The sequence below is a fragment of the Mesorhizobium sp. M0601 genome, from assembly GCF_040320845.1.
GTDB lineage: Bacteria > Pseudomonadota > Alphaproteobacteria > Rhizobiales > Rhizobiaceae > Mesorhizobium.
In genome coordinates this window covers 115,485-135,539 of sequence record NZ_JAMYQK010000011.1, presented here as the reverse complement: position 1 = coordinate 135,539, position 20,055 = coordinate 115,485, and the positions used below count along the sequence as shown (strand labels likewise).

At 63.2% G+C, this 20,055-nt stretch carries 19 protein-coding genes; 8 read left to right on the top strand and 11 right to left on the bottom strand.

Going from position 1 to position 20,055, the window contains the following annotated elements; translation table 11 throughout:
* Positions 1–10: 10 nt before the first annotated feature.
* Together pyk and NKI41_RS13415 are read right to left on the bottom strand one after the other, a co-directional pair.
* Complete coding sequence (gene pyk, locus NKI41_RS13420) at positions 11–1,441, bottom strand: pyruvate kinase (protein WP_352454861.1); 1,431 nt, start codon at positions 1,439–1,441, stop codon at positions 11–13.
* Positions 1,438–1,884 carry a DUF1036 domain-containing protein gene (locus NKI41_RS13415; RefSeq protein ID WP_352489443.1) on the bottom strand — a complete coding sequence of 149 codons (447 nt, stop codon included), beginning with the start codon at positions 1,882–1,884 and terminating at the stop codon, positions 1,438–1,440. The genes pyk and NKI41_RS13415 overlap by 4 nt, the downstream gene beginning before the upstream one ends.
* A 286-nt stretch (positions 1,885–2,170) precedes the next feature.
* Here NKI41_RS13415 and NKI41_RS13410 point away from each other — a divergent pair, with 286 nt between their 5' ends.
* From NKI41_RS13410 to NKI41_RS13395, 4 genes are all read left to right on the top strand, one after another.
* Positions 2,171–2,968: an N-formylglutamate amidohydrolase gene (locus tag NKI41_RS13410; RefSeq protein ID WP_352613454.1), complete on the top strand. Its 798-nt coding sequence runs from the start codon at positions 2,171–2,173 to the stop codon at positions 2,966–2,968.
* 26 nt (positions 2,969–2,994) lie between these two features.
* The gene (locus NKI41_RS13405; RefSeq protein WP_352683402.1) at positions 2,995–3,303 is read left to right on the top strand and encodes a DUF1244 domain-containing protein; all 309 of its coding nucleotides are present in this window, start codon (positions 2,995–2,997) and stop codon (positions 3,301–3,303) included.
* A gap of 78 nt (positions 3,304–3,381) precedes the next feature.
* On the top strand, positions 3,382–3,759 hold the full coding sequence (locus NKI41_RS13400) for a cupin domain-containing protein (RefSeq protein WP_502893702.1): 378 nt from the start codon (positions 3,382–3,384) through the stop codon (positions 3,757–3,759).
* A 146-nt stretch (positions 3,760–3,905) separates the two neighbouring features.
* Positions 3,906–5,087, top strand: coding sequence for an MFS transporter (locus tag NKI41_RS13395; protein ID WP_352683400.1), 1,182 nt, complete (start codon positions 3,906–3,908; stop codon positions 5,085–5,087).
* On the opposite strand, the gene NKI41_RS13390 is transcribed toward NKI41_RS13395, so the two are convergent.
* Complete coding sequence (locus NKI41_RS13390; protein WP_352683398.1) at positions 5,045–5,956, bottom strand: LysR family transcriptional regulator; 912 nt, start codon at positions 5,954–5,956, stop codon at positions 5,045–5,047. The two genes, NKI41_RS13395 and NKI41_RS13390, sit on opposite strands and share 43 nt — an antisense overlap.
* A 93-nt stretch (positions 5,957–6,049) precedes the next feature.
* Between NKI41_RS13390 and NKI41_RS13385 the strand changes: the two genes are divergently transcribed.
* Positions 6,050–7,009 (top strand): SDR family oxidoreductase, encoded by a 960-nt coding sequence (locus tag NKI41_RS13385; RefSeq protein WP_352683396.1) that lies wholly within the window; start codon positions 6,050–6,052, stop codon positions 7,007–7,009.
* Between the two features lie 65 nt (positions 7,010–7,074).
* On the opposite strand, the gene NKI41_RS13380 is transcribed toward NKI41_RS13385, so the two are convergent.
* The 7 genes from NKI41_RS13380 to NKI41_RS13350 all read right to left on the bottom strand — a co-directional run bounded on the left by NKI41_RS13380 (position 7,075) and on the right by NKI41_RS13350 (position 15,234).
* Positions 7,075–7,233 carry a DUF3309 family protein gene (locus tag NKI41_RS13380; protein ID WP_023678456.1) on the bottom strand — a complete coding sequence of 53 codons (159 nt, stop codon included), beginning with the start codon at positions 7,231–7,233 and terminating at the stop codon, positions 7,075–7,077.
* 99 nt (positions 7,234–7,332) lie between these two features.
* A complete protein-coding gene (locus tag NKI41_RS13375; RefSeq protein ID WP_352683394.1) occupies positions 7,333–10,509 on the bottom strand; it encodes an efflux RND transporter permease subunit in 3,177 nt (1,058 codons plus the stop codon).
* A gap of 2 nt (positions 10,510–10,511) precedes the next feature.
* The gene (locus tag NKI41_RS13370) at positions 10,512–11,723 is read right to left on the bottom strand and encodes an efflux RND transporter periplasmic adaptor subunit (protein ID WP_352683392.1); all 1,212 of its coding nucleotides are present in this window, start codon (positions 11,721–11,723) and stop codon (positions 10,512–10,514) included.
* A gap of 122 nt (positions 11,724–11,845) precedes the next feature.
* Complete coding sequence (locus tag NKI41_RS13365; protein ID WP_352452504.1) at positions 11,846–11,989, bottom strand: hypothetical protein; 144 nt, start codon at positions 11,987–11,989, stop codon at positions 11,846–11,848.
* Positions 11,990–12,005: 16 nt separating this feature from the next.
* On the bottom strand, positions 12,006–13,136 hold the full coding sequence (locus NKI41_RS13360) for a patatin-like phospholipase family protein (protein ID WP_352452521.1): 1,131 nt from the start codon (positions 13,134–13,136) through the stop codon (positions 12,006–12,008).
* 26 nt (positions 13,137–13,162) lie between these two features.
* The gene (locus tag NKI41_RS13355; RefSeq protein WP_352489286.1) at positions 13,163–13,945 is read right to left on the bottom strand and encodes a 3-hydroxybutyrate dehydrogenase; all 783 of its coding nucleotides are present in this window, start codon (positions 13,943–13,945) and stop codon (positions 13,163–13,165) included.
* A gap of 200 nt (positions 13,946–14,145) precedes the next feature.
* Positions 14,146–15,234, bottom strand: coding sequence for a citrate synthase/methylcitrate synthase (locus NKI41_RS13350; RefSeq protein WP_352683390.1), 1,089 nt, complete (start codon positions 15,232–15,234; stop codon positions 14,146–14,148).
* A gap of 92 nt (positions 15,235–15,326) precedes the next feature.
* On the opposite strand from NKI41_RS13350, the gene NKI41_RS13345 reads away from it, so the two are divergent.
* A complete protein-coding gene (locus tag NKI41_RS13345) occupies positions 15,327–16,475 on the top strand; it encodes a citrate/2-methylcitrate synthase (RefSeq protein WP_352452507.1) in 1,149 nt (382 codons plus the stop codon).
* A 73-nt stretch (positions 16,476–16,548) separates the two neighbouring features.
* Here the strand turns inward: NKI41_RS13345 and phaR are convergent, their stop codons facing one another.
* On the bottom strand, positions 16,549–17,157 hold the full coding sequence (gene phaR, locus NKI41_RS13340; RefSeq protein WP_023678449.1) for a polyhydroxyalkanoate synthesis repressor PhaR: 609 nt from the start codon (positions 17,155–17,157) through the stop codon (positions 16,549–16,551).
* A gap of 278 nt (positions 17,158–17,435) precedes the next feature.
* Between phaR and NKI41_RS13335 the strand changes: the two genes are divergently transcribed.
* A complete protein-coding gene (locus NKI41_RS13335; protein ID WP_352683388.1) occupies positions 17,436–18,620 on the top strand; it encodes an acetyl-CoA C-acetyltransferase in 1,185 nt (394 codons plus the stop codon).
* Between the two features lie 104 nt (positions 18,621–18,724).
* Positions 18,725–19,450, top strand: coding sequence for an acetoacetyl-CoA reductase (gene phbB, locus NKI41_RS13330; protein ID WP_352683387.1), 726 nt, complete (start codon positions 18,725–18,727; stop codon positions 19,448–19,450).
* Positions 19,451–20,055: the final 605 nt, after the last annotated feature.

Below are 20,055 nucleotides of genomic sequence, written 5' to 3'. Positions count from 1 at the left end.
GCGGCCGACATTAGCGGCCGACTTCCGATCCGACATAGGCGATGCGCAGCATGTTGGTCGAGCCCGGCGTCCTCAACGGCACGCCGGCCGTGATGATGACGCGGTCGCCCGGCTTGCCGAAACCTTCATCGAAGGCGATGCGGCAGGCGCGGTCGACCATGTCGTCGAGGTCGCTGGCGTCGGGGGAAACGACACAATGCGTGCCCCACAACAGCGACAGCCGCCGCGCCGTGTTGAGGATCGGCGACAGCGCCACGATCGGCACTTGCGGCCGCTCGCGCGCGGCGCGCAAGCCGGTCGTGCCGGACGCGGTATAGGTGATGATCGCCGACAGCTTCAACGTCTCGGCTATTTCGCGGGCGGCGAGCGAGATCGCGTCGGCTCCGGTCGCTTCCGGTTCCGAGCGTTGCGCGTTGATAATGCCGGCATAGGTCGGGTCGGTTTCGACCTTGGTGGCGATCCGGTTCATCATCGCCACCGCCTCGACCGGATAGGCGCCGGCGGCGGACTCCGCCGAAAGCATGATCGCGTCGGCGCCTTCAAACACGGCGATCGACACGTCCGACACCTCGGCCCGCGTCGGCACCGGCGCGGTGATCATCGATTCCAGCATCTGCGTGGCGACCACCACCGGCTTGCCGGCACGGCGCGCGGCGCGGGTGATCTGCTTCTGAATGCCAGGCACGGCTTCGAGAGGCATCTCGACGCCGAGATCGCCGCGGGCGACCATCAGCGCATCCGAAAGCTCGATGATCTCGGCCAGCCGGGCGACGGCCTGCGGCTTTTCGATCTTGGCCATGATCAGCGCCCGGCCGCGTGCGATCTTGCGCGCTTCGGCCAGGTCCTCGGGCCGCTGCACGAAGGACAGCGCCACCCAGTCGACGCCGGTCGCCAGAACCGCGTCGAGATCCCGGCGGTCCTTTTCCGTCAGCGCGCCGACCGGCAGGTCGGTGTCGGGCAGGCTGACGCCCTTCTTGTCGGAAATGGTGGTGCCGGCGACGACGGTGCAGACGATCGCCTTGCCGTTGCTGCTGACCGCCTTGAGCTCGAGCTTGCCGTCGTCGATCAGCAGGCGATGACCAGCCTCGACCGAACGCAGGATTTCGGGATGCGGCAGGTAGACCCTCGTCGAATTGCCGGGCTCGGGATTGTCGTCGAGCGTGAAGGTCTGACCGACGGTCAGCACCTCTTTGCCGTTGGCGAACTTGCCGACGCGCAGCTTTGGCCCTTGCAGGTCGGCGAGAACGCCGATCGGCCGGCCGACCGCCTCCTCGACGGCACGAATGCGGCCGACAAGCGTCCGCATCAATTCATGGTCGGTGTGGCTCATATTAATGCGGAACACGTCGGCGCCGGCTTCGAACAGCTTCTTCAGCATCTCCTCGGACGAGGAGGCCGGACCGATGGTGGCGAGGATCTTGACCTTGCGGCTGCGTCTCATTGACTGTTTGTTCCCGGGGCGGCTGGAGCGCCATCCGTTGCGGGCTCGTCAGTCAGCTGGACCATCCAGCTTGCCTGCTCGCCCGTGTCATATTCCTGGAATCCGGCGCGCTGAAAGCCCCGGGCGACGCAATCGGTAACGCCGGCGATCTTGAACTCTTTTTCGGCCACGCACATGTTGATCGGGCCATCCCAGCGTCCGCCGCGCTCGGCGTCTTCTGCATAAAGATAGTAAAACCTTGATGACAACGGTCCCTCGATCAGCGTCTTGCAGCTCGATCCTTCGATGTGCCACCAGCCTTCGGTGATCCAGCCGGCCTTGGCGCGATAGCCGATGCCGACACCGACCAGGTTCTGCGTGGCGTTGCAGACCCGGAAATCGGCCCGTGCCGGCGAGGCCGAAATCACCGCGAAAAGAGCCATGGCCGGTACCAGGAGCGGCATGGCCAAGGCGTGGCGCACACGCAGCCTGCCGGCGAAACCCATCCTGAAACCCCTCAAGAACCACATTTGCATCTCTCAACGCCCCTTTTCGGAAAAGTCCGTACGCATGTCAACGCGCCGATCTGTCCAATTCCAATCGATTTAGAAGGCTCTGGCGCGCTTGCGGTCGCCCCTGCTCAGTTTTTTGGCAGAAACCGTGGCCAAACAACGGCATTGCGCAAGCGTTCTCTTCGTGGAATGACGATACCACCCTCCCCGAAAGCCAGCGAACAGACCTTTCCCGCCAATGACCCGATCCACAGTTTTCGCGCCTTTCGATATCGTCGAAGGCGATCGCAAGCGCGGCATGGTGCTTCTGGCCGATCACGCCCGCCGCGACCTGCCGGAGGAGTATGGCAGTCTCGGCCTGCCGGCGGCGGAGTTCGACCGCCACATCGCCTACGACATCGGCGTCGAGACTGTAACCCGCGAACTCGCAAGTCTGCTCGGCGTTCCGGCCGTGCTTGCCAATTTTTCGCGACTGCTGATCGACCCCAATCGCGGCGAAGACGATCCAACGCTGATTCGTCAGCTCTATGACGGCACCATCATCCCGGGAAATTATCCCATGGCCCCGGAGGAGCGCGAAAGACGGCTGGACCGCTTTTACCGCCCCTATCATGATGCCGTCAGCGCCATGATCGCCTCTGTGGCGCGAGCATCCGCGCAGGCACCCTTCATCTTTTCGGTGCATTCCTTCACACCGACCATGCAGGGATTCGTGCGGCCGTGGCACGCCGGCATATTGTGGGACCTGGACGACCGCGTTGCGCGGCCGCTGATCGACATGCTCGCCGAGGACAAGAGCCTCATCGTCGGCGACAACGAACCCTATGACGGCGCACTGCGCGGCGATACCATGTTCAGGCACGCCATCGTCAACGGCTTTGCCCATGCGCTGCTCGAGGTCCGCCAGGACCTGATCGCCGACCGCAAGGGTGCCCTCGCCTGGGCCGAACGGCTGGCGCCGATCGTTGACGCGATAGATCGACGTGCCGATATACATGCGGTGAAAATATTCGGCTCTCGCACCGGGCCGGTATGATGAGGCCCAAGGGAGGCCAACATGACATGACCGAACTCAGCGACGAACAAAAGCGCGATTTCGAAGCCGCTGCCTTCCGCCGGCTGGTCGCGCATCTGCGCGAGCGTTCCGACGTACAGAACATCGACCTGATGAACCTCGCCGGCTTCTGCCGCAACTGCCTGTCCAACTGGTACCGCGATGCGGCGCAAGCCGAAGGTGTCGAACTCAGCAAGGAACAGTCGCGCGACATCATCTACGGCATGCCCTATGCCGAGTGGCAGGCACTGAACCAGGTCGAAGCCTCCGACGCCAAGAAGGCCGAGTTCGAGGCAAGGCGCCCTAGGGATCACTAGGGAGGACGCCGTGCCTAAGATTGACGTTGCAAGGGCTCATCCTATCCACCGCCGTTCGATGCACCCTGTGCCGAACGCGTGCGCCAGCGGCTAGGCAACGCAGGCGGGCTCACCGACTTCGGCATCAATCTCATGCGCCTGCCGCCGGGCAACTGGTCGAGCCAGCGCCACTGGCATTCGCACGAAGACGAATTCGTCTACGTGCTTGAAGGCGAGCTGACGCTCGTCGAAGATGCCGGCGAGACGGTGCTGCGCGCCGGTGATTGCGCGGCCTTTCCGAAAGGATCAGGCAACGGCCATCACATGATCAATAAATCGGGCGCGATGGCGATCTATCTCGAAGTCGGTTCGCGCTGGCCCGACGACGTCGCCACCTGCTCCGACATCGACATGATGAGCACCAACGCTGACGGCCGGTTTGTGCACAAGGATGGCGGGCCTTATCCCGAGCCGTAGGAATTTCGGAGTGGACCGCCGAGGTGGTTGGCCGACGCGAGAGGACGTAGCGTCTGGTCCAAGCACTTTCGGCGAAGAGCGCTTGACTGCGAATTGAATCGATCTAATTTGCCGCCCAACGCCATTTCCGGACCGGATTCTACCCGATGGACGCGCAGAAAATCACGCAGATCGCGATTCGTGGACGCTGGGCAGTGGGCGGCATCTTCCTCGCCAACGGCTTCTTGACCGGCAGTTGGGCGCCGCAGATCCCGGTGTTCCTGACGCGACTCGACATTTCGAAGTTCACGCTCGGCTTGCTGATTCTGTTGTTCGGTGCCGGCGCCGTCACTGCCATGACCTGGTGCGGCCATCTGATCTCGAAGCATGGCTCGCGCACGGTGCTGCGCTGGTTCGGACTTGCCGGCAGCTTCGGCCTTTTGGTTGTGGCTCTGGCCCCCAACGTGCCCCTTGCGGCCGTCGCCATGTTCATCTTCGGCGGTTCAATCGGCGGCATGGACGTCGCCATGAATGCCAATGCAGTGGCAGTCGAACGGCGGCTGTCCCGTGCCATCATGTCGTCCTCGCACGGCTTCTGGAGCCTTGGCGGTTTCGCCGGCGGCGCTTTGGGCGGTTTCGCCATCCAGAACTACGGTCACCTCGCCCATGCGACGGTGGTGACGGCTCTTGCCTTTGCCGTCATCGCCGTAGCGGTCCGCTACCTGATCGCCGAGGACAAGCACCCAGTCGCCGAGCACCACAAATTCGCGCTGCCGGCAAACCCGCTGGTCTATCTGGTTGGGCTCATGGCGCTGCTGACAATGATCTCCGAAGGTGCGGTACTCGACTGGGCGGCGCTGTATCTCAGGCAGGAGCTCGGCGCCGATCTTGCCATCGCAGGCCTGGCCTATGCCGCCTTTTCCGGTGTCATGGCCGTCATGCGCTTCCTCGGCGATGGCGTCCGCAACCGTTTCGGTGCCGTTACGACCTTGCGCGCCTCGGCTCTTGCCGCTGCTGCCGGCATGCTGGTGGCCGGGCTGGCTCCCTCGCCTTGGCTGGCCATTGCCGCCTTTGCCTTTTGCGGCCTCGGCATTGCCAACATGGTGCCGATCATCTTTTCGGCCGGCGGCAACCAGGAGGGCATGGCGTCCGGCACCGGCATGAGCGTCGTCACCACAATGGGTTACTCAGGCATTCTGGTGGCGCCGTCGGCGATCGGCTTCATCGCCGAACACTCGAGCTTCGGCCCGATCTTCGTCGCTCTGTCCGGGCTGCTGGTCGTCGTGCTGGTGATGGCTGGGCTCGCTCACCGCGCTGAATTTGCTGCCGAGCCTGCACCGGCTGAATAGCGCTTGAACTCTTCGTAGAGGAAATCCGCGACGCGGCGGATGCGCACGCTGGTGCGCACGTCGCGATGCATGGCCAGCCACACCGGCAGCGTCGGCAGTGGGAGACCCGGCAGCACTGTCTCGACCAGCGGATCACGGTCGGCGAGCGGCTCCTGGCCAAAGCCGATGCCGTTTCCCGCCCGCACCGCTTCCCACAGCACGATCTGATTATCGGTCCTGAAGCGGAAGGCATTGTGGGCGAGCGGGACGCCGAACTGGGCAAAGCCGCGAATGATCTCGTCGCTGCGGTCGAAGCCGACCAGATCATGGCCGGCAAGATCGCGGGCCTCGCGCGGACGGCCACGCCGGTCGAGGTAGGATTTTGCCGCGCAGGCGCGGAGCGGAATGTCGGTCACCTTGCGCGCGACCAGTTCATTCTGCGCCGGCTTGACCATGCGGATGGCAATGTCGGCGTCGCGACGCAGCAGATTCTCGACCTGGTTCGAGGCGACGATCTCGACCTCGATGCCCGGCTCCTCGAACCCAAGCCTCGCTGTGATTTCCGGCAGCACATAGGCCGCCACCACTTCGCTGGCGGCAATGCGCACCGTACCCTCTATCGCCTCGACCGATCCCAGCGCCAGCAGCGAAAAGGCGCTCGCCTGCTCGCTCACCGCGCGGCCCCGTTCAAAGAGCGTGTTGCCCGCTTCCGTGAGCCCGTAGCCACGCCGCCCGCGCCGGAAGAGCGTGACACCGAGCGCCTGTTCCAGCTCGGTGATGTGGCGGCCGAGCGTCGGCTGGCTGGCGGCAAGTTTTCGCGCGGCGGCCGACAGGCTGCCGGTCTCCGCCACGGTGACGAAACTCTTGATCAGGTTCCAGTCAATATCCATTCAAAATTGAATATCATATCGCCAATCGTAGTCAATTTTCATTCGTTTGCGAAGAGACAATATTGGGGTCGTAACGCAACACGGAGACGAACAATGACCACGATCGCAATTCTCGGCGCCAATGGCCGCCTCGGCCGCACGGTCGCCAAGGCCTTCCTCGATGCCGGCTACGATGTCCGTGCCATCACCCGCAGCGGCAAGGTGCCGGCCGAGCTCAAAGGCGCTATGGCGATCGCCGGCGACGCGCTCGACCGTGCTGCGCTGATCCGCGCGACCGAAGGCGTCGACATCATTTTCAACGGCCTCAACCCGCTCTACACCGACTGGAGCAAATGCCTGCCGATGGCCGAGAATGTGATGGCTGCCTGCCGGGCGAACGGCGCGCTGCATCTCTTCCCGGGCACCGTCTACAATTACGGCTCGCAGATGCCGGCGGTGATCGCCGAAGACACGCCGTTTCGCCCGACGACGGAAAAGGGCCGTATCCGCGTCGCCATGGAAGATCTGTTTCGCCGCGAGGCTGATGCAGGTCGAGTGCGCACGATCCTGCTGCGCGCTGGTGATTTCTTCGGCGGCACCGGCAGCGGATCGTGGTTCGATCTGGTTGTTGCCGCCAAGATGACCAAGGGCGTCTATACCGCCCCAGGGCCGGTCGATCTCGTGCATGAATGGGCCTATTTACCCGACCTGGCCAAGACCTTCGTCGGGCTGGCTGACAATCTCGACAAGCTCGGCTTCTACGAGGCGCTGAACTTTCCCGGCCATGCGGTGACCGACCTGCAGATCAAGGCGGCCGCGGAGAAGGCGCTCGGGCGCTCGCTGAAACTGACGTCGATGCCGTGGTGGGTGCTGCGTGCCGGCGGCCCGTTCGTGGCGATGTGGCGCGAGATCGTTTCGATGTCCTATCTCCGCTTCGAGCCGCACCGGCTGGTTTCAGGCAGGCTGGAAAGCGTTATCGGTACGATCCCGCACACGCCGCTGGAAAATGCGGTGTCGGAAGCGCTCGAGGATATCGGCATCGCCACGCTCAAGACGACGCAAAAAGCTGCCTAACAACAAACCAAAAAAGGCGGATGGCCTCACGGTCATCCGCCGCTGGTCGGGGAGGAAGGTTGCGCTCAGATCCGGCCCATCAACAGCAGCACCAGGACAACGATCAGGATGACGCCGACGATGCCGGATGGTCCGTAACCCCAGGACCGGGAATGCGGCCACGCCGGAACCGCGCCGATCAGAATAAGAATAAGAATAATGATGAGAATGGTGCTGATCGTCATCAGAAAATCCTCGCTTTGAGGTTGCAATGACGGAACAATGCAGAAGGCCGCCCATTGTTCCCGGGCGGCCTTTGCTTGATCAGGACGGCGATCCGGACTCTATTCGGCGGCCTTCGGGAAGGCGATCGCCGGTTCGGCGCCCAGATCGGCGTCCAGGCCTTTCGACGGGATTTCGGCCTTGCGACGCCCGAACAGGCGGCTGAACCAGGCCCGACGCGCACCGGGTTTGACCTTGGCGCGGGTGAATACCATCAACATCGACGGCGTCACCACCAGCGTCAGCACGGTGGCGAAGGACAGCCCGAAAACGATCGCCGAGGACAGCGAAATCCACCATTGCGTCGACGGCGCGTTGATCGTCGTCTCGTGATGAAAGATTTCGAGGCCGAGGCCGAAGGCAATCGGCAGCACGCCGAGGATCGCCGACACCGCGGTCAGCACCACCGGGCGGGCACGCTCGCGGCAGGTCTGCAGAACGGCCTCGTATTTGTCCCAGCCCTCTTCGCGCAACCGGTCATAGGTGTCGATCAGCACGATGTTGTTGTTCACCACCACCCCGGCCAGCGCGATGACACCGATGCCCGACATGACGATGCCGAATGCCTCTCCCGTCAGCAGCAGCCCGAGGAACACGCCGATCGTCGCCATGACCACGCAGGACAGCACCAGCCAGACGCTGGTGAACTTGTTGAACTGCGCCAGAAGCACGATGAAGATCAGGAAGATCGCCGCACCGAAGGCTTTGCTGAGGAAGGCACCAGCCTCTGCGCTGTCCTCATTCGAACCGGCAAGCTTCCAGCGAATGCCGCTGCCGAGGTTCATGTCGGCGACAGCTTTGGTGACCTCCTGCTGGACGGCTGCCACCTGGGCGCCGGCAGCGACGTTGGCCTGGACGACCACAGTTCGCGCGCCGTCGATGCGGTTGAGGATACCGACCGTCGGCTCCGGCTTGCGCACGACGAAGTTCGAGATCGGCACCGAGCCTTGCGCGGTCTGCACCCGCAGTTCGTCGAGCGTCGACAGCGTGCGCCGATCCTCGGGCAGGCGCAGCCTGATGTCTACCGCATCGTCGGCGCCGGCGGGCCGGTACTCGCTGAGCTTCAGCCCGTTGGTCACCAATTGCACGACCGTCCCGACCGCGGTTGGGCTGATGCCGTACTGCGCCGCCTTGGCGCGATCGACCTCGAGCGCCCAGTCGACGCCGGGCGGCGCCAGACCGTCGGAAATATCGATGACGCCGGGCACCTTGGCAATGCGCGCGGCGACGGCGCGGGCCTTGTCGTCAAGGCCCTTCGGATCGACGGCCGAAAGCCTGATCTGGATCGGCTTGCCGGTAGGCGGGCCGGCTTCCGGCACGCGAACCTCGACGTCGACACCGGGAATGCCGGCCATAACGCCGCGCAGTTCGTCCAGGATTGAGTTCGCCGATTTACGCTCGCGCCAGTCGACGAATTCGTACTGGATCACGCCAACCACGTCTTCCGGAACATCCTGGCCGCCGCCCTGCGTCTTGCCGACACGGGTATAGACAGACTTCACGCCCGGCCAACCGAGCAGCCGATTTTCCGCGGTCTTGGTGGCCGCGTCCATTTCGGCGAGCGAAAGATTGCCGCGGGCGTGGACATAGAGCAGGCCGTAGTCAGGCTCGACATTCGGGAAGAATTCGACGCCGGCGCCGAATTTCGAATAGGCGTAGCCGACGCCGAACAACAGCGCCACAGTGAGGACAAGCACGGTGATGGGATAATGCACCGCCTGCTTGACCACGGCCATGTACCAGCCGTCGCGATTGTCGTCGGGGTGATGGGCCGGCGCCTTGGCAAATATCGCGCCCAGCGTCGGCGCGAAGACCAGCGCATAGAGCATCGAGGCCGAGAGCGTCACGATCAGCGTGATCGGCATGTATTTCATGAAGTCGCCGATGATGCCCGGCCAGAACAACAGCGGCGAGAAGGCGGCAATGCGCGTCATCGTCGCCGCGATGACCGGGCCGGCCATGCGCTTGGCGGCAAGCGCGAACGCTTGCTCCTTCGGCATGCCCTCGCTCATGCGGCGCTCGGCGAATTCGGTGACGATGATGGCGTCGTCGACCAGCATGCCGACCGCCAGGATGAGGCTGAACAGCACGATCATGTTGATCGTGTAGCCCATCATTGCCAGCAACAGGATGCCGATCAGGAAGGATGATGGGATGGCCAATCCGATCAGCAGCGAGGCACGGCCAGACAGCGCGTAGAGAATGACGATGAACACCAGGATCACGGCGATCATCACGTGGTTCTGCAGGTCGCCGAGCAACTGATTCACGAAGACCGACTTGTCTTGCGTGTAGGTGACGTGCATGCCCTCCGGCATCGTCTTGATGAAGGCGTCGGACACCTCCCTGACCTTGCCAATCGTATCGATCAGGTTGGAGCCGATGCGCTTCTTCACCTCGATGGCGATCGCCGGCTTGCCGTCGAGGCGGGTGACCGTCTCGGCGTCCTTGAATGTGGAGCGGATGGTGGCAATGTCCTTGGCCTGCACCACCGCATTGGGGCCGGCGACGACCGGAAGCGCCGCCACATCCTCTGGTGTCTCGATAAGCGAGGGCACCTTGACCGCGTATTTGCCCTCGGATCCTTCGATGTTGCCGGCGGCGACAAGACTGTTGGAAGCGCCGACCGCACCGATCAACTGGTCGAGCTGCAGCCCGTAGGAAGACAGCTTCATCGGATCGATGACCACTTCGACGAGGTCGTCGCGCGCACCCTGCAGCGAGCCCTCGAGCACGCCAGGCACTTCCTCGATGCGGTCGCGCAGCTCGCGCGCCGCCGCCGTCAGCACACGCTCGGGCACCTCGCCCGACAGCGTCACGACCAGGACGGGGAACTCGGAGATGTTGACCTCGGAGACCACGGGCTCCTCAGCCGCTTGCGGCAGGTCGGCCTTGCCGTCTTGCACCTTGCTGCGCGTGTCCTGCAGCGCCGTGGCGAGATCCGTCTGTGGCTGGAATTCGACCAGCACATAACCGCCGCCCTGGAAGGCGGCCGAGCGCATCTCCTTGAGGCCTTTCAGGCTCTTCAGCTTGGCTTCCATCGGCCGCAGCAGGAGGCGCTCGGAGTCTTCCGGCGAGATGCCCTGGTAGATCAGACTGACATACATCATCGGAATCGGAACGTCGGGTTCCGCTTCCTTCGGCGTCGACTGGTAAGCGACCGCACCGGCAAGGATGAGAAAGACCAGGACCGAAATGGTCAGCCGGGCATTGCTGATTGCAAGTTTGACGATGTCCATGATTACTGCGTCCCGGCCGTCGCTTCGCCCAACAGCTTTTGAATGGTCGCCTGGTCGGCTGCGACCGGCTTGACCACTTCGCCTTCCTTCACCAGCTCCTGGCCGGCGACGATGATGCGGGCGTCGGCCGGAATGCCGCCGAGCACCAGGCCGGTCGGCGTGTCGTCGACCAGGTCGATCGGGAAGAACACGACCTCGTCGTCCTTGTCGACGGCGCGAATGCCGAGATCGCCCTTGTCGCCGAGCGTCACCACCGAGCGCGGCAGCATGACGGCGTCGGTCGGCTGGGCGCTGAGCGCAATTTCTGCCGTCATGCCGGCCGGTACGGAACCATCGGCGTTGGGGATGGCGACTTCGACGCGGAAGGTACGGGTAGCCGAAGATGCATCGCGGCTGATGTAGCGCACCGTGCCCTCGACATTCTGGCCGCTGACCAGACGCACATCGGCCTTGTCGCCGATCTTCAGATAGCCGAGATCGCGTTCGCTGACTTCGCCGCGGGCGATCACCGGATCGAGCTTCAGAATGGTCGCCACTTCGCCGCCCTGCATGACGGAACTGCCAAGCTCCACTGGCACCCGGTCGATAACGCCGTCGAAGGGCGCCTTCACCTCGTTGCGGTCGAGTTCGGCTTGCGCTGCGTCCAGTAGCGACTTGGCCAGCGTCAGGTTGGAGCGGGCTGTGTCGAGCTGCAGCTTGGGCAGATTGCCGGTTTTCATCAGCCCCAGGGCCGCAGCCAGCTCTGCCTCACGTTGCACGACAAGCTGCTTGGCATTGTCGACCGCCGAGATTTTTTCCTCGGCGGCAAGCATCAGGATCAGGTCGCCGGTCTTGACGTGCTGGCCCTGCTTGACCGGCAGCTTGTCGATGACGCCGGCGACGCGTGTCGCCAGGACGGCGCGCTTATCGGCTTCGGTCAGTCCGGAAATGCGGATAGCGCGTGCATAGGTGCGCCGCGGCGGGGTTATGACCGCGACCGTGCGCAACGGCGCCTTGGGCTGTTCCGCCTCGGCAGTCCCCGGCTTGGCAGCCCCCTGTTTGCCAGTTTGGGGCTTGCCTGCGTCGGCTGTTTTGGGCTGCTCGACCTCTCCTGCCTTGGGCTTGTTGTCGGCGGACGCGCTGCCGACGGACGAGAACTCGCCTGTCGCCATCCAGCCGGCGAAACCGATAAGCACAACAATGGCTGCAAGCTTGTGAAACCTGAATTTCGGCATCGTCATTTTTTCCAGTGCGCGGGGTTCGGCCAGGCCGCATCTTCTACTTGGGGCGCGTCGCCGATATGGGTGCGCGCGAGGCCGTATTCAAATTGCCGTGATCGGCGAAGCGCGCTTCTACCTCAAAGTTGCATCGCAATATAGTCAGAAAAGTTGATGGATTGTTGCTTTGTCCGCAAAGATGCGGCCGCAGCATCGGCTGTTGATTGCCAAAACAGCGGCATGGCAGCAAGTGTCAGGATGATTGGACAGATTGCGAATGCCATCTGCTTTGCGAAGCAGCTAGGCCGGACGGCGGGCGGCCTCGGGCTGCTTGCGCGCCGCAAGAAACTCCTTGACCCGCCGACCCGGCGCCGGCCCGCGCAAAGGCTTCAAGCCGTCGTCGAGTTCGCCGGACAGATCGATCGTCGGCCGCTTGCCGACGGCGTCATAATTTTCTTCCAGCCAATCACTGGCTGCGGTGCGGCCGAGGTCGCGCAGATAGGCAAGGAACGCCCATTCGGCATTGACCTTGGACGATGCCGACAGATCCTTGAACGCTTCGTCGGCATCGATGCGGTGCATGCGGATGTCGCGATATTCGCCGTGCGGCAATCGGCCGGCGGCGATCAGTTCCTTGACGAAGGCGATCGAGCGGAATTCGCGCAACAGCCCGGCGTTGAAGGTGATCTCGTCGATGCGGTTCTGGATCTCATTGGCGCTCTTCGGCGTTCCCTCGCGGACCACCGGATTGATCTGCACCAAAAGCACGTCCTCGGTGGCCGCCGTCTTGAAGAACGGGAACAGTGCCGGGTTGCCGCCATAACCGCCATCCCAATAGGGCACGCCCTTGATCTCGACGGCACGGAACAATTGCGGCAAGCAGGCCGACGCCATCACTGTGTCGAGGTCGATCTCGCCGTCCGAGAAGACCCGCAACTGGCCGGTCTCGACATTGGTAGCGGAAATGAACAGTTCCATCGACTTGCAGGCGCGCACATTGTCGAAATCGATCTCACGTTCGACCACGTCGCGCAGCGGATTGATTGCGAGCGGATTGGCGACATAGGGCGAAAATACCCGAGACATCGTATCGAACAGGAAATAGCCGGGCGTGTTCTCGATCGACCAATTGCCCCAGGCGACGTCCCAGGGCATGCGCTGTACCGGGCTGAAGCGGCCCTTTGCCGCCACCGCACGCCAGAAATCGTCGAGCTTCCGCCGCGCGCCCTCGACACCGCCGCGGACAAAGCCGTCGGCCAGCGCCACGGCATTCATGGCGCCGGCGCTGGTGCCCGAAACCGCCGTTATGTCGAGGCGCCCGTCCTCGAGCAGCCGATCGAGCACGCCCCAGGAAAACGCCCCGTGCGAGCCGCCGCCTTGCAGCGCGACATTGATCTTCTTTGGCTCTTCCGCCTTGCCGTTTTTCGGCATGGCGTGGCCCTTGACCGCTGGAAGCCTCACTGAGCGGTCCAGCCGCCGTCGACAGAGATGTGCGTGCCGTTGATCTGCGCCGCCGCATCCGAGCATAGGAACACCGCGGCCGCCGCAACCTGCTCGACGGTGACGAACTCCTTGGTAGGCTGCCTGTCGAGCATGACCTCACGGACCACCGTCTCGCGGTCCATCTTGTTGGCCTTCATCTGGTCGGGGATCTGCGCCTCGACCAGCGGCGTCAGCACATAGCCCGGACAAATGGCATTACAGGTGATCTTGTCGCGCGCCAGCTCCAGGGCGACAGTCTTGGTCAAGCCCATAATGCCATGCTTGGCCGAGACATAGGCCGACTTGAACGGCGAAGCGACAAGGCCGTGGGCCGAGGCGACGTTGACGATCCGGCCGCCACCGGCCTGTTTCATCAACGGGATGGCGGCTGCGATGGTGTGGAAGGCCGATGACAGGTTGATGGCGATGATCGCATCCCATTTCTCGATCGGGAAGCTTTCGACCGGCGCGACATGCTGGATGCCGGCGTTGTTGACCAGGATGTCGACCGAGCCGAATGCCTCGGCTGCCTTCGCCACCAAAGCCCGGCACTCGGCCGGCTTCGACATGTCGGCCTTGACGTAGACGGTCTTCACCTCGTGGTGCTTCGCGATCGCGTCGGCGATGGCGTGATCGTCGGCGGTGTCGGAAAAGGAATTGACGACGACGTTGCAGCCTTCGGCCGCGAGCGCGTGGGCAATGGCCAGGCCGATGCCCGAGGTGGAACCGGTGACGATGGCGGTTTTTCTGGCGGTCAAGGCGGCTTTATTCCTTTCGAGGCGGGCTCCCGTGAACCATGCTGCACTGCAACATATAGGCTCTCTGTCACCCAAGAACAGCGGATGTGTGGAGCAATGACATGAAATTTTTGTCATGTAGACCTCTCTCGTCCCGACGAGAGAGGTGTTCGGCACCGGCTGTTGCGACCGGTTTTCGCAAGTATGCGAGGGAAACATCCTCAGGCGACGAGGTCCGGCACCGGCCCGATATAGCGCGACTGCGGCCGGATCAGCCGTCCGCTCGTCTGCTGCTCGCGCGCATGGGCAATCCAGCCGGCGACGCGCCCGGCAGCAAAGACGTTGGTGAACGCCTCTTTCGGAAAGCCCGCCGCTTCCAGCAGGAGCGCTGTGAAGAACTCGACATTGGTCTGGAGCGAGCGCGACGGCTTGGCGATGCGGAGCACTTCGAGCGCCGCCTGCTCCACGCTTTCGGCAAAGGCCAGCCGGTGGCCGCTTTCGCCCCTGGCGCCGAGCTGGCGCACCACCGCTTTCAGCACGTCGGCACGCGGATCGCGCACGCGATAGATGCGATGCCCGAAGCCCATGATGCGGCGGCCACGCGCGATCTCGCTACGCAGCCAGCCGGCGGCGTCGCCATGCGCCTCGATCGCATCCAGCATCTCAATCACCGGACCTGGCGCGCCGCCATGCAGCGGCCCCTTGAGCGCTCCGAGCCCGGCCAGCACCGCCGAAGTAAGCCCGGCCTGCGTCGAAGAGACCACGCGCGCGGCGAAGGTCGATGCGTTGAGGCCATGGTCGCAAACCGTCACGAGATAGGCATCGAGCGCCTTCGCCAATTTAGGCGAGGCCGCAATGCCGGTCAGCATCCGCAGCATGTCGGCGGCATGATCGGCCTTGCTATCGGGCGCAATCGGGCGTTCGCCGCGCTGCAAGCGCAGCAAGGCCGGCGTCACCACGGCAGGTGCCGCAACCAGCCGCAGCGCGTCCGACAATTTGTCACCATCCGGCAGCAGGGCAATACCGGCGCGCATCGCGCTGTAGATATCGACGGATGTGAGAAACGGCAGCAAGGGTTTGATCTGCTCGAACACTTCGCTGCGCGCCCGACCGATCGCGTTCGCCAGCTCCCTGCCGTCGGGAAGATCGTCGAAAAAGCCGTCGAACAGCAGATGAACCACCTCGGCGTATTTCCAGCGACCTGCCAGTTCGGGCAACGAATGGCCCCGGATGGTCAGGCGGCCACCAAGACCGTCGACATCGGAGAGCACCGTTTCCGCCGCCACAACATCATCGAGCCCATTCGCCATCGGTTTTCTCCTTGACCCTTTCCGGGTGGTAGATAAGGGTTGGTGACTGGACCATCAATCTTGATCAATGGAATCAACATGACAAGGCTGACATGACGGAGTGGCTGACGCGGGACGAAGCCCTGAAGCGTCTCAAGGTGCGAGCCCAGACCCTCTATGCCTATGTCAGCCGCGGGCGCATCGGCGTGCGGCCGGACCGGGCGGATCCACGCCGCAGCCAGTATCGCGCCGACGACATCGCGGCGCTGGCGAGTCGCCGGGCTCGTGGCCGAAATCCGCAGGCAATCGCCGAAAGTGCAATTGCCTGGGGTGAGCCGGCGATCGCCACCACGATCTCGACCGTTTTGCATGGCCGCCTTGTCTATCGCGGCCAGGATGCGGTTGCTCTCTGCGAGGCTGCCACGCTGGAGCAGACGGCAAACCTGCTTTGGGCATCTGACGCACCGGTGTCGTTCGTCTCGGCGAGCCGCCATGGCAACGGCGCAACTGGCCGGCCGGCTGCCTTCGCGGAATTGGCCGCGTTGGCGGCCAACGGCCGGCCTTCGCTCGGCCGAAGATCGGCTTCGCTCAACCACGATGCGGCCGGCGCCATCGCCGCTTTGGCCCAGGCGCTCGGCGCGATTCCCGGAACTGGTGCCGTGCACGAAAGGCTGGCGCGGGGATGGTCGCTCGATGCGGCCGGCGCAGACTTGATCCGCCGCTCACTGGTACTGTTGGCCGATCACGAATTGAACGCATCGACCTTCGCCGCACGGGTCGCCGCGTCCACCGGCGCACCTGTTTCGGCCTGCCTGCTTGCCGGCCTCGCCACGCTCTCCGGGCCGCGTCATGGCGGCGCCGCGGAGGCGGTCATGATGCTGGCGGAAGATGCGCAGAGATTGGGGCCGGACGCGGCTGTCGGACGCTGGCTCGGTCACGACAGGCCGCTGCCCGGATTTGGCCATCCGCTTTATCCCGACGGCGATCCGCGTGCGGAACCGTTGCTGGCCGCGATAGATGTCGATGATGGGCTGTTACGGCTTTGCGATGCGGCCTTTGCGGCAACGGGCATGCGCCCGAACGTCGATTTCGCTTTGGCCGCGCTGACGCGCGGTCTCCGTTTGCCGTCCGATGCGCCGTTCCGCCTGTTCGCGCTCGGCCGCAGCGTCGGCTGGGCCGCGCATGCCGTGGAGCAGGTGACGAGCAACGGCCTGATCCGGCCACGCGCCCGCTACCAGGGACCGCTGCCGGAGCAGCTCTAGTCTAGCCGCGCTGCTTGCGAAGTCTCAGCAGCACCTGAAGGAAGGTCCGACGCTGCACTTCGCCAGCCGGCAGTCAGGACATCGTGTCGAGCTTGCGCTGCATCGCGGCGATCTGCTCCTTCAGCTCCTGAAGGTCGTCGGGTTTTTCCGGCGTTTCCTTCCTGGCCGGTTCGGCCGGCGCTGCTGCCGGCGCCGAGCCCGCGGGCGGGAACGGCGTGAACAGCCGCATGGCGTTCTGGAACATTTCCATGTTGCGCCGCGTCTGCTCCTCCAGCACCTTGATCGGCGTAGCGATCTTCATCATGTCCATCGGCGACTTGCCGAGCGCATCTTTCATCTGCTCGCGAAAGCGCTCCTGCTCCTTCGAGAAGGCCAGCATCGACTGTTCGAGAAAGCTCGGCACGATCATCTGCATCTGGTCGCCGTAATAGGCGATGAGCTGACGCAGGAACGGGATCGGCAGCATGTTCTGCCCGTCCTTGTTCTCCAGCTCGAAGATGATCTGGGTCAGTACCGGATGCGTGATGTCGTCACCGGTCTTGGCGTCCTGGACAGTAAAGTCCTCGCCTCTTTTGACCATTTCAGCGAGATCCTCGAGCGTCACATAGGTGCTGGTGCCCGTATTGTAGAGACGGCGATTGGCATATTTCTTGATAACAATAGGTTCGTCTTTTGCGGCCATCTGCATCCTCCCCGGACACCGGGCAGCTTAAGTAAGCCGCCGGTAACGATTGCGCCTTTTTAAAGGATATGCGCAAAAGCGTCATGAATCCAAGCAGTTTGTGCAGTGCGGGAACATTTTATGCTGCGCAGCACGGACGGGCCGCCGTTGCAGCGACGGGCGGCATACTTGCGGGAGTGGGACGCCATGCCCATTTCGGGTTTGACTCGGGTTGTGGAAAGGGCAAGAAAAGTCCCCGACGGCACCCGAAATCATTCCCCGAAAGCCTGGAGAAGAACATGTCCGCTTCCAACGCCATCGTTGTCGCCAGTGCAGCGCGCACGCCCGTCGGCTCCTTCAACGGCGCCTTCGCCAACACCCCAGCCCATGAATTGGGTGCCGTCGCCGTCAGGGAAGCGCTGGTCCGTGCCGGCGTCGACGGCAAGGAGGTGGACGAGGTCATTCTCGGCCAGATTCTGACCGCGGCTCAAGGGCAGAACCCGGCGCGGCAGGCGGCAATGGCTGCCGGCGTACCGCAGGAGGCGACCTCCTGGGGCCTGAACCAGCTCTGCGGCTCGGGCTTGCGCGCCATCGCGCTCGGCATGCAGCAGATCGCCCAGGACGACGCGAGGATCATCGTTGCCGGCGGCCAGGAATCGATGTCGATGGCTCCGCATGCACAGCATCTGCGCGGTGGCGTCAAGATGGGCGATTTCAGGCTGATCGACACCATGATCAAGGACGGCCTGACCGATGCCTTCTACGGCTATCATATGGGCAACACCGCTGAGAACGTCGCCCGCCAGTTTCAGATCACCCGCGACGACCAGGACCAGTTCGCACTGGCTTCCCAGAACAAGGCCGAGGCCGCGCAGAAAGCCGGGAAATTCAAGGACGAGATCGTTGCCTTTACAGTCAAGGGCAGGAAGGGCGACACCGTAGTCGACCAGGATGAATACATCCGCCACGGCGCGACAATCGATGCCATGACCAAGCTCAAGCCCGCCTTCGACAAGGAAGGCACGGTGACGGCTGCCAATGCTTCCGGCATCAACGACGGCGCCGCCGCCGTGGTGCTGATGACCGAAGCGGAAGCCGCAAGGCGCGGCATCACACCGCTGGTGCGTATCGTTTCCTGGGCGACCGCCGGTGTCGACCCGCAGATCATGGGGACGGGACCGATCCCCTCCTCGCGCAAGGCGCTGGCCAAGGCCGGCTGGTCGGTTGGCGACCTCGATCTGGTCGAAGCCAACGAGGCCTTTGCCGCGCAGGCCTGCGCCGTCAACAAGGACATGGGCTGGGATCCGGCCATCGTCAACGTCAATGGCGGCGCCATCGCCATCGGCCATCCGGTCGGCGCCTCGGGCGCCCGCATCTTCAACACGCTGGTCTACGAGATGCGCCGCAGAAGTGCCAAGAAAGGCCTTGCCACGCTGTGCATCGGCGGCGGCATGGGTGTTGCCATGTGCGTGGAAGCATTGTGATGAGACAAGCGATACGAATAGGATGCTGGCGCAAAGCGAGTAGGGAATAGAGGGCAAACCCCACCGCTTCAACGCTCAGTCATCTGCATTTCCCGGGAGGACATATGATAAAGGTTGCAATCGTCACAGGCGGGTCGCGCGGCATCGGCGCGGCGATATCGGTCGCCTTGAAAAGCGCCGGCTATTCGGTCGCCGCAAACTACGCCGGCAATGAAGAAGCGGCGGCAAAGTTCAAGGCCGCGACCGGCATCCCGGTCTATAAATGGTCGGTCGCCGACTACGAGGCCTGCGCCGCCGGCATCAAACAGATCGAAGCCGATCTCGGTCCCGTCTCGGTGCTGGTCAACAATGCCGGCATCACTCGCGACGCGATGTTCCACAAGATGACCCGCGAGCAATGGAAAGAGGTCCTCGACACCAACCTTTCCGGCGTCTTCAACATGACGCATCCATTGTGGGGCGGCATGCGCGACCGCAAGTTCGGTCGCATCATCACCATCTCCTCGATCAACGGCCAGAAAGGCCAGGTCGGCCAGGTCAATTATTCGGCCTCGAAGGCCGGCGATATCGGCTTCACCAAGGCACTGGCCCAGGAAGGCGCGCGCGCCGGCATCACCGTCAACGTCATTTGCCCCGGCTACATCGCCACCGAGATGGTCAAGGCAATGGACGAGAAGGTCCTCAACGAGCGCGTCATCCCGCACATCCCGGTCGGTCGTCTCGGCGAGCCGGAGGAGATCGCGCGCTGCGTCGTCTTCCTCGCTTCCGACGATGCCGGTTTCATCACCGGCTCGACCATATCAGCCAATGGCGGCCAGTACGTCGCCTGATCGTTTGTCTTTACGTTGAGACAGATCCGCGCTTGGACGAACGGGCCTGCAAAACGGCCCGTTTCTATAGCGGTCTTCCCGTTGCAAGATCTCGATGCAGCACGCTGCCCCAATCCGGCACGCAAAGGTTAACGGCAAACTCGCAGCTTGTGCAAAAGCCGCCCGGCAGCCTGTGGATTCTCGGTGGAAAAGCTGTCCACAACACAACATGTTGCGGTGAACAAACCAAGAAACTTCGGCTATCTCTGATTCGTCGCCGATTCGTTCCGGCTTTGAGCGGAACGTTAACGGCGAGAGCTGAAAACACCCTCGAAATGATTAAAGCGCGTTAGGAAACATCAATAATTTCATAACGTTGTGCGAAGCAGATTGGCCGGCCACGACCATTCGCCGGCAAAGGTTAACCGCAGTGCTCGCTTGGATGCCGCTTGCATAAATCGGGCCAGTTTCCGTGATTCAGCATGTGGTGAGGTACGCCGACAGAAAACCCAGATGTAGCCGTGAACAAACCCTGAATCAGCGCGAGTCAGTGATTCGTCGCTGATTCGTTCCAGACTCGTTCCAACTGTTAATCGGGAACAGATTTTCTGGCTTCGAACCAACCA

Coding starts and splice junctions, on each gene's coding strand:
- NKI41_RS13360 (WP_352452521.1), bottom strand. CDS start 13,136: ATGCCGAAAAACGGCAAGGCGGAAGAGCCAAAGAAGATCAATGTCGCG.
- NKI41_RS13365 (WP_352452504.1), bottom strand. CDS start 11,989: ATGGCATTCGCAATCTGTCCAATCATCCTGACACTTGCTGCCATGCCG.
- NKI41_RS13345 (WP_352452507.1), top strand. CDS start 15,327: ATGACGGAGTGGCTGACGCGGGACGAAGCCCTGAAGCGTCTCAAGGTG.
- NKI41_RS13375 (WP_352683394.1), bottom strand. CDS start 10,509: ATGGACATCGTCAAACTTGCAATCAGCAATGCCCGGCTGACCATTTCG.
- NKI41_RS13335 (WP_352683388.1), top strand. CDS start 17,436: ATGTCCGCTTCCAACGCCATCGTTGTCGCCAGTGCAGCGCGCACGCCC.
- NKI41_RS13380 (WP_023678456.1), bottom strand. CDS start 7,233: ATGACGATCAGCACCATTCTCATCATTATTCTTATTCTTATTCTGATC.
- NKI41_RS13395 (WP_352683400.1), top strand. CDS start 3,906: ATGGACGCGCAGAAAATCACGCAGATCGCGATTCGTGGACGCTGGGCA.
- NKI41_RS13405 (WP_352683402.1), top strand. CDS start 2,995: ATGACCGAACTCAGCGACGAACAAAAGCGCGATTTCGAAGCCGCTGCC.
- NKI41_RS13415 (WP_352489443.1), bottom strand. CDS start 1,884: ATGCCGCTCCTGGTACCGGCCATGGCTCTTTTCGCGGTGATTTCGGCC.
- NKI41_RS13385 (WP_352683396.1), top strand. CDS start 6,050: ATGACCACGATCGCAATTCTCGGCGCCAATGGCCGCCTCGGCCGCACG.
- phbB (WP_352683387.1), top strand. CDS start 18,725: ATGATAAAGGTTGCAATCGTCACAGGCGGGTCGCGCGGCATCGGCGCG.
- NKI41_RS13350 (WP_352683390.1), bottom strand. CDS start 15,234: ATGGCGAATGGGCTCGATGATGTTGTGGCGGCGGAAACGGTGCTCTCC.
- pyk (WP_352454861.1), bottom strand. CDS start 1,441: ATGAGACGCAGCCGCAAGGTCAAGATCCTCGCCACCATCGGTCCGGCC.
- phaR (WP_023678449.1), bottom strand. CDS start 17,157: ATGGCCGCAAAAGACGAACCTATTGTTATCAAGAAATATGCCAATCGC.
- NKI41_RS13390 (WP_352683398.1), bottom strand. CDS start 5,956: ATGGATATTGACTGGAACCTGATCAAGAGTTTCGTCACCGTGGCGGAG.
- NKI41_RS13410 (WP_352613454.1), top strand. CDS start 2,171: ATGACCCGATCCACAGTTTTCGCGCCTTTCGATATCGTCGAAGGCGAT.
- NKI41_RS13370 (WP_352683392.1), bottom strand. CDS start 11,723: ATGCCGAAATTCAGGTTTCACAAGCTTGCAGCCATTGTTGTGCTTATC.